Annotated in this window: 10 protein-coding genes; 1 reads left to right on the forward strand and 9 read right to left on the reverse strand. The window is 47.6% G+C overall.

The genetic code is table 11. The features are described 5' to 3' along the window. Nucleotides 1–28 precede the first annotated feature (28 nt). The 3 genes from HMPREF1212_RS19430 to HMPREF1212_RS19440 are packed head-to-tail and all read right to left on the reverse strand — an operon-like array spanning nucleotide 29 to nucleotide 4,414. The gene (locus HMPREF1212_RS19430) at nucleotides 29–700 is read right to left on the reverse strand and encodes a DUF2461 domain-containing protein (RefSeq protein WP_046150749.1); all 672 of its coding nucleotides are present in this window, start codon (nucleotides 698–700) and stop codon (nucleotides 29–31) included. A gap of 40 nt (nucleotides 701–740) precedes the next feature. Beyond that, complete coding sequence (locus tag HMPREF1212_RS19435) at nucleotides 741–2,150, reverse strand: sialate O-acetylesterase (protein ID WP_046150750.1); 1,410 nt, start codon at nucleotides 2,148–2,150, stop codon at nucleotides 741–743. A gap of 50 nt (nucleotides 2,151–2,200) precedes the next feature. Beyond that, nucleotides 2,201–4,414 (reverse strand): patatin-like phospholipase family protein, encoded by a 2,214-nt coding sequence (locus HMPREF1212_RS19440; RefSeq protein ID WP_046150751.1) that lies wholly within the window; start codon nucleotides 4,412–4,414, stop codon nucleotides 2,201–2,203. A gap of 168 nt (nucleotides 4,415–4,582) precedes the next feature. Between HMPREF1212_RS19440 and HMPREF1212_RS19445 the strand changes: the two genes are divergently transcribed. Continuing rightward, nucleotides 4,583–8,608, forward strand: a complete 4,026-nt coding sequence (locus HMPREF1212_RS19445; RefSeq protein WP_046150752.1) for a glycoside hydrolase family 2 TIM barrel-domain containing protein — start codon at nucleotides 4,583–4,585, stop codon at nucleotides 8,606–8,608. A gap of 58 nt (nucleotides 8,609–8,666) precedes the next feature. Here the strand turns inward: HMPREF1212_RS19445 and HMPREF1212_RS19450 are convergent, their stop codons facing one another. The 6 genes from HMPREF1212_RS19450 to HMPREF1212_RS19475 form a co-directional block, all read right to left on the reverse strand. Beyond that, on the reverse strand, nucleotides 8,667–9,878 hold the full coding sequence (locus tag HMPREF1212_RS19450; protein ID WP_028726396.1) for a 6-bladed beta-propeller: 1,212 nt from the start codon (nucleotides 9,876–9,878) through the stop codon (nucleotides 8,667–8,669). A 36-nt stretch (nucleotides 9,879–9,914) separates the two neighbouring features. Then, nucleotides 9,915–11,096 carry a 6-bladed beta-propeller gene (locus tag HMPREF1212_RS19455; protein WP_052725092.1) on the reverse strand — a complete coding sequence of 394 codons (1,182 nt, stop codon included), beginning with the start codon at nucleotides 11,094–11,096 and terminating at the stop codon, nucleotides 9,915–9,917. A gap of 34 nt (nucleotides 11,097–11,130) precedes the next feature. Beyond that, complete coding sequence (locus HMPREF1212_RS19460) at nucleotides 11,131–12,657, reverse strand: tetratricopeptide repeat protein (RefSeq protein WP_046150753.1); 1,527 nt, start codon at nucleotides 12,655–12,657, stop codon at nucleotides 11,131–11,133. A gap of 21 nt (nucleotides 12,658–12,678) precedes the next feature. Then, nucleotides 12,679–14,670, reverse strand: a complete 1,992-nt coding sequence (locus HMPREF1212_RS19465; protein WP_046150754.1) for a M56 family metallopeptidase — start codon at nucleotides 14,668–14,670, stop codon at nucleotides 12,679–12,681. Nucleotides 14,671–14,691: 21 nt separating this feature from the next. Then, entirely contained in the window at nucleotides 14,692–15,054 is a 363-nt protein-coding gene (locus tag HMPREF1212_RS19470; protein WP_028726400.1) for a BlaI/MecI/CopY family transcriptional regulator, read from the reverse strand. A 399-nt stretch (nucleotides 15,055–15,453) separates the two neighbouring features. After that, nucleotides 15,454–15,663 (reverse strand): hypothetical protein, encoded by a 210-nt coding sequence (locus HMPREF1212_RS19475; RefSeq protein ID WP_028726402.1) that lies wholly within the window; start codon nucleotides 15,661–15,663, stop codon nucleotides 15,454–15,456. Nucleotides 15,664–15,675: the final 12 nt, after the last annotated feature.

Consider the following 15,675-nt stretch of genomic DNA (forward strand, 5'->3'; position numbering starts at 1 on the left):
TTTGGTTGGACTAAAGCCTTTTACTATTTTATACCCGTCCCAGGAACTCATCTACCGTATAGTTCAGGAAGTTATTGAACGGCAACAGCTCTTCAAACCGTTTCAAAGACTGCTCCATCCAGTCATCCGCCATAAAGAACTCGTCCGGCAAGTTGACGGCAAAACAGAAATCCTTATGTCTCAGGATCTCATCATACTTGAAATCGGTTGGATAACCGGCCGGCATACGCTTCAGCACTTCCCCTTCCATCACCGGAAACGCTTCCTTAAAAGAGGGCTTTTCGATAATACCGACAAACTCGTCGATATGATCGTAAATATCCTGACGAAGCATTTTCAGCAGTTTGGGAGGAGGACACCACACACCACCGGATAACATACAGGCACCCGGTTCAAGATGGATATAATATCCGCCCCGCTCACTGGCTCGTCCACCCTGCGCCATATAAGCCGCAAAATGAATTTTATAAGGCGTCTTATCCGGTGAGAAACGCAAGTCCCGGTAAATACGGAACTGGCAGTCTTTCGATTCCAGACCTGCTACCTGCGGATCGAACAACGCTATCCGGTTGATGATTTGCTGAACCTCGTCAATAAACCCTTTATGCAATACGTCGTAGCGGTCTTTGTTTGCCTGAAACCACTCCCGGTTATTGTTCTGGCTTAATTCCTTCAGGAATTGTATAATCTCTGCATTCATAAATATCCGTTTGTTTTACAGGCAAAGATACGTAATAATATCATTCGTTATTCCAGTTTCTGTCCGTACGGAAAGGAGCTACCGGCAAACCTTCTTTATTGAAGAGGTTTCCGACGGTTGCATCATCAAAACAATAACGTACCGTAACAGGTTGCTTCACACGCGGAGAAGTCACGATAACGGTATTGTCTTTGATTTGCGCTTTACCCGGCTCAAAAACACCGTCTTCACCGGCAATCATGAAACCGGCTATCTGTTTATCCTTACAGACCAATCCGTTTTCGGCATGCAGGAATGAGATAACCGCCTTATTCTTATTAACTGTCATTCTGTTGAATACCGGACTTTCGTATCCGGAGGCAAGCTGTCCGTACGTCTTTCCCATAGCCAGGTTTGCCAGACGTAAGCCGACATTCTGCTTATTGGTGGGATGGATGTTCTTTATATCTGCCACACAGTCCGATACGACAACCATTCCGGTTTCCGGGACTGTACGGGACACCCATTCCTGATGCTCACGAACTAGAGCGGCTCCGTTATCTCCTGAATTATAAGTATGAGGGGCGATCTGCACCAGGTAGAACGGGAAGTCTTTCTTAAAACTCTTCCGCCAGCTCTCGATCATCGTTTTCAGCAGGATACCGTACGAGTCGGGATGATCACGGTTCGACTCACCCTGATACCAGATGGCACCGGCCAGACTATAAGGCACGATCGGATTGATCATCTGATTATATAATACACCCGGTTCTACCGGCCACCAGGGATACGTTTTATCCGGCATGGCATCACGTATCTGCGGATTTTCTATCACACGTTCTTCCGGCGTCCAGACCTCTGCCGGAGTACCGCCCCAGGCCGAAACGATCAGGCCGATAGGGACATTCAGGTCTTTTTGCAGATTACGTCCGAAGAAATAGGCAACCGCACTGGTATTCTTCATTACATCCGGAGTACAGGTAGCCCAGGAAGCTTCGCAATTATTCTGTGGAGTTATTGCTCCCCGTTTAGGGATATGGAAGAAACGGATATCCGGATGGTTGGCGGCGGCAATCTCCTCGTCGCGGTTATCGATATTGCTCATGGGTGTCCATTCCATATTCGACTGCCCGCTGCAAAGCCATACTTCCCCCAGCATGACATCTTTCAGTTCACGGCTCCCGTTCCCCAAGATAGATAAAGTATAAGGGCCTCCGGCCTCAGTCGTTTTTAAAGTCGTCTCCCAGGTTCCATCCGAACGGACAACCGTAGTCGCCGTATCTTTGGGAGCCCAGCTGCCAACCACTTTGATCGTACCGCTTGCTACTCCCCAGCCCCATACGGGCACATCACTTTTTTGTTGCAAAACCATGTGGTCGGTAAAAACAGACGGTAGGCTGATCTGCGCCTGTACACCGGCCACCAGCAGGGACAAGCCGATCGCCATCCCAGTAATTCGTGTAAGCTTCATGATTCCTATGTATTTGATTGATTAACTTATCAGCAAATGTATAATAAAAATCAGAACGAAAATCCCAGATTCAAATAAAACTGAAGATTTGTATTCTGGTTGGACATGCTGAAATTGGCACTCAGCGGCCCGGCAATACTGTTATAAGCATACCCGATGCTGCCTCCCCACACGCTTTTGCCACTAAACAGATGAAGGAAGTCGTCATGGTGGATGGCATAGTTACCGATCAATGAGATATAATTGCGTCCGGCGATACGCTGGCGGAAATGCAACCGGGCCACAGCCAGGGCATTGTCGAATATCTCCACGCGGTTGATACCGGCAAAAGGTAATTGCTGCGGGACATATCGCCCCTCCACTTCACCACCTACGGCATTCAGGAAAGGATAAGCCAGGTTTCCACCGATCAGCACACGCCCGTATAGAGACGGCAACACGCTCAGATGGGAAGTGATCGGCAGGACGGACGTAAAGTTCAGTCCTACGGCCGAGAAGGGAGCATGACCGTTATAACTGACAAAGTTATCCGTATAGAACGAATAGTCAGCTTTTAGGGAAACCCCTTTTGTCGGGAAATAGCGGCGGTCGAATGTCTCCAGATGCGCCAAGGCAAAATAACTGATGAACCCTTCCGGCTTCACCGCATACTCGTTGTTATTATCCCCCGTGTACAGGAAAGAAGTATAGTTGAAGTATTCGTAACGAAGGCCGACCTTGAACTTAAAGTTCAGCCAGTTCATATCCGAATACCCGAACTCCGCCAGATGATGCGTGTAGCTGGTGTTGAACGTCTTATCCCCTTTCTTATAAATATCCAGGTCATTGTAGGTAAACTGGTAAGCCAGATTAAGGTTACGCAACGGATTCCGCTCGATCGAATAATCCAGCCGGGCAGAAGATATCTTTCCTCCGACACGTCCGGTGAACGCCAGTTTCGAATGGTTGCGAGTCCGGTAATCGAACGTCGCGTTCAGCAGCACACCGATGATCTCTTCCGAGTCAAAGCGGACGCCGGCATTCAAAGAACTGACCGATTTCTTCTGAGCCATCAACACCAGATCCTGTTGATGCTCGCCTGTCAGTTTATAATTTACATTCGAATAAGCATTCGAACCTACCAACACCGACATGGCATGATGGAGCTCATTCAATGTGATATGGCTGTTCTCCCGAAGGCCGCTGATTTTCATCAGCCATTTTTCATCCCGCGAGTCAGTTCCGGTAAACAGGATATGGCGGATATAAAAGCTGTCGGTCGGCAATACGGGATAGGACTTCCGCATATGCCCCTGCTCCTCCGATTGGTAGTTGTCCGGAATACCGATCTTCTTCTTTAAAGCGCAAATCTCGTCCCAACGGGCATAGGCTTCCCGTTCGCCGCGCCGGATCAGGGTATCGAGGGCTACCGTACTGAAGCTGGCGGCATTATAAGGTGTCATGTTTGGACGGAATAATAAATCTGTCTGTTCCTTGTTTCTGGCATATTTCTCATAACCATGCAAGGCGATGATCTGCCCGATCAGGTCACCGGGCGTATTCAGGTCTTTCAGCTCTTTCAGGTCGCTGGTACCCAAGTCGACCCCGATAATGATGTCGGCTCCCATCTTCCGGGCCACATCGACCGGGAAGTTATCGTTCAATCCGCCATCGACCAGCACCATGCTATCCAGTCTCACCGGCGTGAACACAGCCGGTATGGCCATGCTGGCACGCATCGCCAGCGGAAGGCTGCCTTTATCAAACACATAGTCTTTCCCGTTCACGGCATCTACCGCTACACAGGCAAAAGGGATATTAAAATTCTTGAAGTCCACGGAATCATGATATCCGATCGTCAGGTTCGAGAAAAGGTTTTGCAGGTTCTGTCCCCGGATCATACCACTGATCACACGGTCTTTCTTATCCTTGCCGAAAGGAAGGGATACGATATATCGCTCGGAGTTCTCTTTCTCCGGGAAGGATAGGCTGGTACGCGTCACCCGGTCACTCAAAAGCATTGTCCAATCTTGTGCAATCACCATGCTGTCGATCTCGGCCGGCGTATAACCGATTGCATACAAACCGCCTACAATAGCCCCCATACTGGTTCCTGCCACATAATCGATCGGGATACCCGCCTCTTCCAGTACTTTCAACACCCCAATATGAGCTACTCCTTTTGCACCTCCACCTCCCAATACCACACCTACTTTCTTCCGTTGAGCATACAGCGAAGGGAAAGTGAACAGCACCAGGAGCAAAAAGTAAAGTAACTTTTTCATCTTCACATTATTTGCAGCAAATGTAGTTGGTTTACGCTAAAGATACAAATGAAATAAAGTTTACTGTATTTAATAGATTTACTAATAAAAACACTAAGTAATAACCACACTCTCCGATAATTGTATTATTTTTGAGGCTGTTTCTCACCTTAAGAAGAAAAACTCAATATGCAAAAACTAGCATTATGTCTATTACTATGCAGCTTTACATTGCAAAGCTTTGCTACAGTAGATCCACTAAAAGGCTATCAGTATGCCGCAGAACAGGCGCCGAAAGGGAATGAATGGGAATCGCCCGAAAACCTTGCGCTGAACAAAGAACAACCTCGTGCCTGGTTCTTCTCTTTCCAGGATCAGGAAAGTGCCCGGAAAGTATTACCTGAAAACAGTACGTACTGGCAGTCACTCAACGGTGACTGGAAATTCAACTGGGTACGAACTCCCGAAGAACGTCCGAAGGACTTCTATCAAACGAACTTCGATGTATCGGGATGGGACAATATCCCGGTGCCTTCCAGTTGGAACATCGTCGGCCTTCAAAAAGACGGGACACAGAAGTACGGGACACCTATTTATGTGAACCAACCGGTTATCTTCCAGCATAAAGTAGCTGTCGACGACTGGCGCGGCGGCGTGATGCGTACCCCGCCGGAAAACTGGACAACCTTCAAAGACCGTAACGAAGTCGGTTCTTACCGTCGTGAATTCACCATCCCCCAGGATTGGGAAGACAAAGAAGTCTTTATCAATTTCGACGGGGTAGATTCGTTCTTCTATCTCTGGATAAACGGGCAATACGTCGGTTTCTCCAAAAACTCGCGTAATACGGCCAGCTTCAATATCACTCCTTATCTGGTGAAAGGGAAAAACATCGTAGCTGCTGAAGTGTACCGCAGTTCGGACGGTTCTTTCCTCGAAGCACAGGATATGTTCCGCCTGCCGGGTATCTACCGTACCGTATCATTGACTGCCGTTCCGCAGCTACACGTTCGCGACCTGGTTGCCACGCCTGACCTGGACGCAACCTACACGGACGGTTCACTGGCTATCCGGGCGGACATCCGTAACCTGGGTAAGAAAATGGCGAAAGGATATTCGATGGTCTATTCGCTGTATGCCAATAAACTCTATTCTGACGACAATACGAAAATAGAGAACGTAACAGCTACCGCCCCCATCGCCCAGATTCCTCCGGGCTTGGAGATGAATGCTGAAACAGTCCTGAAAATACAAAACCCGAATAAATGGTCTGCCGAACAACCATACCGTTATACATTGGTAGGCGAGTTGAAAGATAAGAAAGGCCGTACGGTAGAAACAATCTCCACCACTGTCGGTTTCCGCAAAGTGGAAATAAAAGATACGCCCGCTTCGGAAGACGAGTTCGGACTGGCCGGACGCTACTATTATGTAAATGGTAAGACAGTCAAGCTGAAAGGCGTGAACCGCCACGAAAGCAATCCGGCCGTAGGCCATGCCATCACCCGTAAGATGATGGAAGAGGAAGTGATGCTGATGAAACGTGCCAATATCAACCACGTTCGTAACTCGCATTATCCGGATGATCCGTACTGGTATTACCTGTGTAACAAATATGGTCTTTATCTGGAAGATGAGGCCAATATCGAGTCGCATGAGTATTATTACGGCGCGGCTTCCCTGTCCCACCCCGTGGAATGGAAAGATGCCCATGTGGCACGTGTCCTGGAAATGGTTCACGCCAATATCAACAATCCGTCTATCGTGATCTGGTCGCTGGGCAACGAAGCCGGGCCGGGACAGAACTTCGTGGATGCTTATAATGCGTTGAAGAAAGCGGACTTATCACGTCCTGTACAGTATGAACGTAACAATAAAATTGTGGATATGGGTTCCAACCAGTATCCGTCTATCTCCTGGGTACGCGGCGCCGTGAAAGGTGATTATGATATCAAGTATCCGTTCCATATCTCGGAATATGCACACTCGATGGGGAATGCCTGCGGTAACCTGATTGATTACTGGGATGCGATGGAGTCGACCAACTTCTTCTGTGGTGGTGCCATCTGGGACTGGGTAGACCAGTCGCTCTACAACTATACGCCGGACGGTAAACGTTACCTGGCTTATGGCGGTGACTTCGGCGATACGCCTAACGACGGACAGTTCGTAATGAACGGTATCGTATTTGGCGACCTGGAACCGAAACCGCAGTATTACGAAGTGAAGAAAGTGTACCAGCATATCGGTGTAACAGAAGTGGATGCACAAAAAGGCCTTTTCGAGCTGTTCAATAAATACTATTTCAACGATCTGTCTGACTACGATGTGAAATGGTCGCTTTACGAAAACGGTAAAGAAGTGGAAAGTGGCTCACTGAACCCGGGCAAGGTTTCACCGCGCAAACGTACGCAGGTAGCCATCCCTTACAATTACAGTCAGCTGAAAGCGGAGAACGAATATTTCGTCAAAATACAGTTCCTGCTGAATGAAGACAAACCCTGGGCTGCCAAAGGTTATGTAATGGCTGAAGAACAACTCCCGGTAAAAGCTTCCGCCGGCAAACCCGCTATCAATGAAGTGGCCAATGCCTCAGCAGGAGAATTATCGATCGAAAAACAGTCAGACCCACGCTTCTCAACGATCAAGGGTGATAATTTCAAAGCGACATTCGATAACGAAACCGGAACGATCTACAGTCTGAATTACGGTGGCGAAACGATCATTGCCGACGGTAACGGCCCGAAACTGGATGCTTTCCGAGCCTTCACCAACAACGACAACTGGTTCTACGGCAGCTGGTTCGAAAACGGCTTGCATAATCTGAAACATAAAGCGACCGCATCCAAAGTAATCCAGCGGAAAGACGGTTCTCTGGTATTGTTCTACACCGTAGAATCGCAGGCGCCCAATGCAGCCAAGATACTGGGCGGAACCTCGAGCGGTAAGAACAAGGTGGAAGAAGAAACCGACAAGGTATTCGGTGAAGACGACTTCAAGTTCACGACCGACCAGGCATGGACAATCTACCGCGACGGCTCCATCGAGCTGCAGGCAAGCATCACTTCCAACAACCCGAGCCTGGTACTGCCGCGTTTAGGTTACCGGATGATAGTGCCTCAACGTTACGAAAACTATACGTACTACGGACGCGGCCCTATTGAGAACTATGCCGACCGTAAATCCGGACAGTTCATCGAGCAGTATCAATCGACCGTAGCCGACCTGTTCGTGAATTTCCCCAAACCGCAGGACATGGGCAACCATGAGGACATACGTTGGTGTGCCCTGACCGACAAGGCCGGCAAGGGAGCTGTCTTTGTAGCAACCAACCGCCTTTCTACCTCGGCTTTGCAGTATTCCGCACTCGATATGGCCCTGGCCGGACATCCTTACCAATTGCCGAAAGCCGGTGATACCTACCTGCATCTCGACCTTGCCGTTACAGGCCTGGGTGGTAACAGTTGCGGACAGGGTGGCCCCTTGATGTACGACCGTGTATTTGCCGGACAGAACAATATCGGCTTTATCATCCGCCCGGCAACACAAGACCTGTCTGCTGCGGCACAGGTATCGCCTGCCGGTGAGATTCCTTTCTCCATCACCCGCAGCCGGGTAGGTATGGTCGAATTGTCGTCTATCGATAAGGACGCTGTTTTCTACTATACGATCGGCAAGGAAAAGAAAGCGAAAGAATATACCGGAGCCATCCCGATGCGCGAAGGCGGAACAATCACAGCCTGGTTGAAGAATAATCCGGAGATCAAGTCGACAAAGACTTTCAACAAACTGGAAAGTATCCAGACAGAAGTTATCTACGCCAGCAGTGAGGAAGTGGGTGAAGGCGATGCCAAGAACCTGGTAGACGGCGATCCGAATACAATCTGGCACAGCATGTATTCGGTTACGGTAGCTAAATATCCGCATTGGGTAGACCTGGATGCCGGCGAAGAAAAAGCATTCAAAGGCTTTATCTACATGCCTCGCAAAGACAGCAACAACGGTAATATCAAGGAATATTCCATCCAGGTCAGCTCCGACGGCAAGAACTGGGGTGAGCCTGTCTGCAAAGGCCAGTTCGCAAATAACCGGGATGAAAAGAAAGTCCTCTTCGACCAACCAGTGAAAGGACGTTACATCCGTTTCACCGCACTGAGCTCACAGAATGGACAGGATTTCGCAACGGGAGCAGAACTTACTATTCTGAGTGAATAAGAGATTTGTATCCAAAGATATCTCTAAAAAGAGCGGGCAATTGCCCGCTCTTTCTATTTTATTTCAAATAAACAAGCATCAACACCGGGTTATCATCTTCGTCTATCCCTTTCAATTGTTCTAATTCAAGGATAGCCGGATTCTTTTCTGCTTCCTTAAATATATCCTGCATTTCCCATACAGACAATAGCGTTTTACTGTCTAATGCAGCTACAGGACGAATAGGCAATTCACTTCCCAGGTCATTCTTTATGAAGCCATCACCTGATACTTTATAACACTCCCCGGTTTTCTTGTCGAACAGAGCTAGCCGCCGCTTGCGTGCTTTTTCACCTGTCCAATTCGTATAAGGCATGAACAAATACGATTCTGTCTCGATCGCCTGATACCTCAGATAAGGTGCTGCCAACTCCTGGAAACGTTTGCCATCCCCGTTCAGGTATTCAAAACGACAATCAATAGGCAAAGAGTATTTCCCCATTTCAAAGATATACCGAGGTTCGAGTAAATCTTTCGTTACGGTAAACAGGGTATCGTTGTAATAGTCTTTACAGCAAACCATATCTTTATAATGGAACATATAACGATCCGTCGGGCTACTCATCATCCACGAATACTGGCTATTCAACTCAAACAGATCCGACCGGGAGAAGGCATTCATGGTATCACCTTTGGCATCAGCGATATAAAGGCGTATCTTCCTTTTGCCGTTCGTATTACGAACGAATGTAACGGATGTCGTATCATTCAACATCGCAAAGTCCCCCGACTCAATATCCGGGCATTTCATCGATCGCAGGAACTTTCCGGACTCCATATCATACACATTGATCCGCTGCGAGGTCGTTTGCATAAAAAGCAATCCCTTTTCTTCATCAGCATCAATCTGGGAGATCCAGACAAACTCACCGGGGCCGCTTCCTTTACGTCCTATCTTACGGACAAACTGACCATCTGTAGTATATTGGAACAATGTTTCCACCCACGGTAAAAAGAAGTATTTGTCAGTCTTCAGGATATTTGCCTCTTTTATTCCTCTGATCAAAGATTTATCGCTTGTCTCCAACGGTATAAACCTTACAGAATCGGCAATCTCGCTTAATAAGACTTCGCGCTCCGTCTCTATACCGGTTTCAAACGGAACAGTCATAGGATATGTGGGAGCTTTTGCTACCTCCACTTCTTCCGTCTGTTTCTCTGCTTTCTTCCCGCCACAGGAAAACAAAAGAGAGGAGATAATAACGAATGATATGGTACTAAATCTATTCATACTCCTAAGTATTTAGTTGATTATTACTTGTTCAGATCATTTCAACCGAACGATCATCAACACCGGGTTATCATCTTCTTTCAAATTCTTCAATTGCTCATAGTCCAGGATCGAAGGATACTCTTCTGCCAGTTCCAGTACCTCGGATGCTTCCAGGTAATAAAGCAACACATCATCTGCGATGCGAGCTTCCGGATAAAAAGGTAAACCGCCCGGCATATCGTTCTTGATCCGGTCGTTCTTCACCTTACAGCAAACGCCTTTCTTCTTATCATACATAGCCAACCGGGGCGACTCATCTTCACTGGTCACATCCCAGGAAGTATAGGGGAGAAACACCCATTGAGAAGTTTCCTGGAAATCCGGGCGCAGATACGCCTGTGCCGGTTCTGAATAGACCAGCCAATTTCCTTCGAGGATTTCAAAACGTCTTTCCTTTGGAATTTTATATCTCCCCATATCCAGGATATAACGGGGTTGAAGCTGCTCCGGTGTAACCGTAAAGACCGTATCATTATAATACTCTTTGCAGCAGGCTTCCTCCTTAAATGAATAGACATAACGGTCGTAACGTCCCCACAAATAATAATTCAAGCCGCTGGCAATGGTAAACTGATCATACTGCGGAAAAGTATTCCATGTCTCACCTTCCTGATTTATAAGAAGAAGTTTATCTTTCTTCTGTCCCGTATTATTATAGATATAGCCGACAAACGTACTATCGCCTAACACGGTGAACTGCCAGCAGAAAGGTATTTTGCACTCTCTTATATACGTTCCATCGACAGAATAAGTAAGGAGTTTTCCGTGATCCATCAAATAAACCTGTTTCAGCCTGTCATTTGCAGCAATAAACCTGACTGCCGCATATTCTCCCGGCCCTTGTCCCCGCTTGGCGACCGAGCGGACGAACTTACCGTCATCCGTAAACTGCAACAACCCTTCACTGCATGGAATAAACAAGTTATGATCCACCATCTGTATCATCCCCTTATTCACTTTGGCAACCAGACATTCGGGCTTCGTCTCCAGCGGCACGATCTTTACTTCCTTAGCGATCTCACTCAACAGTACTTCCTGCTCCGTCTCGATCCCTTTCTCAAAAGCGATCGTTACCGGATATCCGGATACTCCGAAAATATCTTCCGCCTGTTGATCACCGGACTTCTGTCCTCCACATGAAAGCAGAAATAAGCAGACAGGAAGTACACTTGCCATTCTGATCTGTTTTACCATATGCATACCTGTTAGGTTATTCGGATTTTTTCTCTTGGGCAGCTTTCCTGCCGGCATTGAAGTAATGATCGGACGAGTCCTTCGAAGCCATCTCTTTCTGTTCCCGTTTCTTCATGGCAGCACGCATCTGTTCGTAGTGTTGCTTTTCTATATCGGGTGGTTCAGGCAGGCTGTTGATCAGAGAACGCAGGTCGATCAATGAGAGTTTACTCTTTTTCCCGTCGGGTGCCAACATTGTCAGCTCGCTGACACTACGGAAGAAGGCGTCCTGATACAGGTCTTCGAGGAAAAAGCGGTAGCTATGGAGTCCCTTCGACGATTCATTCCGCTTCATATATTCCGTCAGGTAGGTGTACTTGCTGAAAAGCGTTTTCTGCAACTTCACCTCATCCTTAAACAGATCCGGTTCTATTGCCCAATAATTCTTACTGATCTCATATAGGAAATTCAGCTGCGTCGGATCTTTCTTCCAGGCTTCATAATATATCTTCTCCGCTTCGTTGAAACGGCCGTCACGTTCCAGGGTACTTCCTCGGAAAGCAGTCAGCAGATTGACAAAAAAGGGCTTCGGCTTCATGCACTCTTCCGCCTGGTCGAATAAACGGTACGCTCGCTGCCGGTCGTATGTTTTCCCCAGCGAAGCACCGTAGAGAAGAACCGTCTCCACATCGGTAGAGTCGATCTCGTAAGCGAACTCCAGAGGGTCGACAGCATCCAGTGCATGTCCCGACATATAACGGGCTGCTCCTGCATATTTGAGGTTGATGAAAGAGGAATCGCCTTCAGCCAGCAAACCGGTGTAGACCGTATCCGCTTTCAGGTAATTCTTCGTCATATACAAAGCCATCCCCTGGCTCTGCCGGATCTGACGACTATCCGGGTTATAATACAAAGCGGTATCGCATACCTGCAACGCCCCTTTTCCATCCCCCATCCGAAGCAAGGTGTTGATCAGGGAAGAGGCGACACGTATATTTTCCGGGTTTATTTCCAGCGCACGGGCATACAGGGAAAGGGCAATCAACGTGTTCGGCCCGGTTCCTTTCTTGACATGGCAATCGGCGAGGCCGGCCAGGATAGAAGGATTATCACTCTCGAAAGAAGCCAACGTATGGTAATATTCCATCGACTGCCCGTAATCGCCCAACTGATAATACAGGCGGGCCAACTGATTATTGGCATAGAAGTTTAGCGTATCCGTTTCGAGCACTTTCTGAAAACAACGCTTCGCTTCCGCAATCTTACCGAAGTTGATGGCTGCACGGGCAACCGCATTCAAAGCATCTACATTCGTCGTGTCCATCGACAGACAATGGCGGAAACACTGGTATGCTTCCTTATACCGGAGCACGCCTTCATAAGCCTGGCCGATAGCCGACATAGTAACATAGTCGGCAGAGTCTGCCGCCGTAAGACTATCGGCCAGGGCAATCACTTGCGTAAACTGCTTTCTGTTAACCAGTTCCTGTAGTGATAAACTCTGTGCCTGCCCCATCAGGGACAGGACACTGAGAAGAAGCAAAACAGTATATTTATGCATCATCAGCTTCGTATTATTTGGTGGTTACTGCAAGGTGAAAGTCAGAGGAACGGTATATTTAACCCGAACAGCCTTTCCGCGCTGTGTTCCCGGAGTCCATTTCGGCATCACACTAATGACACGCAAAGCTTCCTGATCCAATGACGGGTCGATACCCCGAATTACTTTCGTATCACTGAGCGAACCGTCTTTCTCCACAATAAATGAGCAGACAACACGTCCTTGAAGACCTTTCTCCTGTGCTTCCTTCGGATATTGTATTGTCTTTGCCAAAAACGCAATCAAGCCGTCCTGTCCACCGGGAAATAGCGGCATCTTTTCCACCATTGCAAAGACCTGGTTAGAATCGGCTACTTTATCAGCCTCGTCGCTACCATAACCAACAACGACTATATCATCCTTGCCCGGAGTGGGTTGATTCTCTGTTTTTCCCTGCAAGCGGAAAGTAACCGGCACCGTATATTTAACGGCCACATCCTGTCCCCTTTGCTTTCCGGGTGTCCATCTCGGCATTGCAGAAAGTACCCTGACAGCTTCCATATCGAGTGACGGATCGACACCACGGATCACTTCGATATCACGGATAGAACCGTCTTTCTCTATGATAAATGAAGCCGTAACACGTCCCTGAATACCGTTCTCCTGTGCAATCACCGGATATTTGATAGTCTTGGCCAGAAATTTAAGCAATTCACCTTGTCCGCCGGGAAATTCCGGCATCACTTCCACAACCGTAAAGATCTTATCCGATACCATTTGCGGTTCATCAGACTGCCGTTGAGGAGTAGAAGATGCAGTACCCGACTGAGGCCGCTGAATGGTTCCGTCGGAATACAACTGCACCTTCAGGTCACCCAGCACATCTTTCACTGCCACTTCTTTCGCCTTTGTTCCCGGGAAAGAGAATACAAGGACGGCATCTTTTGTCGTTTCGAGTACAAAGTTACCATCCATGTCGGTTATTGTTCCGACATTGGATCCTTTTACAAGCACATTCGCACCGATGATCGGTCCGTTAAAATCGTCTATTACCTGACCTTTCACTTTCACGGCTTCTGCCGGAACCAGGCTGATCTCGGTCGCTTCCTTTACTTCGGCAACTGCATCGGCTGCAATTTGTCCCGTAATGCGGGCAACCGCCTCAATATTACTGAGTAGCATCAGGAATGCCGCCAGTGGAATGAATATCAGGTATTTTGTTCTTCCGATCCCATTGGATCTCTTTTTGTTCATCATACTAATTCTGTTTTTTAGATGTAATACATTAAAGCTATTATATAACGTTGCTGCAGCCTGATGGTGATGGGCAAGACCTAACAGGTGATACTGGTAGCTCCTGCTGTCGTATCCGGATTGGATAACGGTATTATCTGCCAGGTATTCAAGGTTATGGCGCACTTCCCGTTTGAGAAGCCATGCAAAGGGATTCACCCAGCATATAACGGTAATCAGCTCGCAAATCATCACATCTACCGAATGCCATTGGAATACGTGGGTACATTCGTGTGTAAGTATTTCATCTATCTCTTTATCCGAATGGTTTTCCGGATGTATGAATATCATTTGGAAGAACGAGAAAGGCCCGGCGGGTTTATCCAGTTGATAAACAGGCACGCCGTGTATGACCGTCCGCCGACTACGGTAAGCCAGTAGCAGGATACTGCCTAACTGAACGAGGAAGCGGACTAAAAGAAGGGCCACAACACCCCAGTAAAAATAAGAACTTGCCGAGAGCAGGATACTCTTCCAGTCTGTTTCGACCACCACTTCGGGCGTCACGGTTATTTCCGGCAGGATAGCCGAATACATCTGTATCACTTCCGTCATGGGCTCCTGCTCCTTCACCCATTCCTGTATGTTGAGCAGGGGATAAATCAACGCCAGCCCAAAGAAAGCAAGAAGAGAGAAGCGACGCAACTTAAAGAACGTGTCCTTATAAAAGAGCAGTCGGTAGAAGGCATAAAAGAGTACAAAGGCTACATTCACCTCCAGAAAGTAGGCAAATTCCGGTGTCATGGTAATAAGGTATTAAAAGGTTTATTCTTTTCCTTTTTCTATCAGATCGATGATATCTTTCAAATCATCCGTAGAGATCTTCTGCTCTTTGGCGAAGAAGGAAACCATCTCTTTGTACGAGTCTTCAAAGTAGTTGCGTACAACACCGCTCATGAAGGTACGTTTATATTCGCTCTCCGGTATCTGGGGAGTGTATTCGTACGTATTACCATAGCGTTTGTTCTTCACATACTTTTTGCGTTCCAGATTTTTCACGATAGAAGCAAGCGTGGTGTAAGGGGGCTTCGGATCCGGATACTTCGCCAGTATATCTTTAACGAAACAAGGACCAATCTGCCATATCCAGCGCATTACCTCTTCTTCCTGCATTGTCAATTTTTCCATGATTTCTATTTATTTACGATTGTATCGCAAACTTACGAAATAATCGTAAGCAAGCAAGAGAAAAGGAGTTAATAAGTATTAAAGATGAAGTTACCTACCAGATAAAGAGCATTACCCGGCGGGAAGGGAGGATGATCCCGGACATATTTCCAACTATCCGGGAGGGAATTACCGATCAGCGCGGTCGCAATTTCAGCGGGGTACGGAGGAAAACTTTGTTCGACGGGTGTGGGACAGCTGTTCGACACTCGTCAGACAGCTGTCTCACACTTGTCGAACAGCTGTCTGACGAAGGTCGAACAATGTTTTATTGCGGAGGTAAATAAGTTTACATCGGCTCCAGGGGAAGTTATCTCCCAGGCCATCCAGTTTCTCTAGGGGCAAGTTCCAGGCATTGAACTACCGTTTGTTCTCTTCCTTCCACTTATTACGCATCTTCATCCGCTTGATTTGCAGATAACGCAGCAGAAGGATGACGAACACGGATACTCCCATGACAGCGAAATACTGTACCCAGTCGGGGTCGGGTTGCTTTCCGGGCCAGCCCCATACGCTCATTACGATCAGGTAGATCAACAGGACACCGGTTGTAATATTAATCTTCTTCATACCGATTTTCTT

It is taken from the genome of Parabacteroides sp. HGS0025 (assembly GCF_000969845.1).
GTDB lineage: Bacteria > Bacteroidota > Bacteroidia > Bacteroidales > Tannerellaceae > Parabacteroides > Parabacteroides gordonii.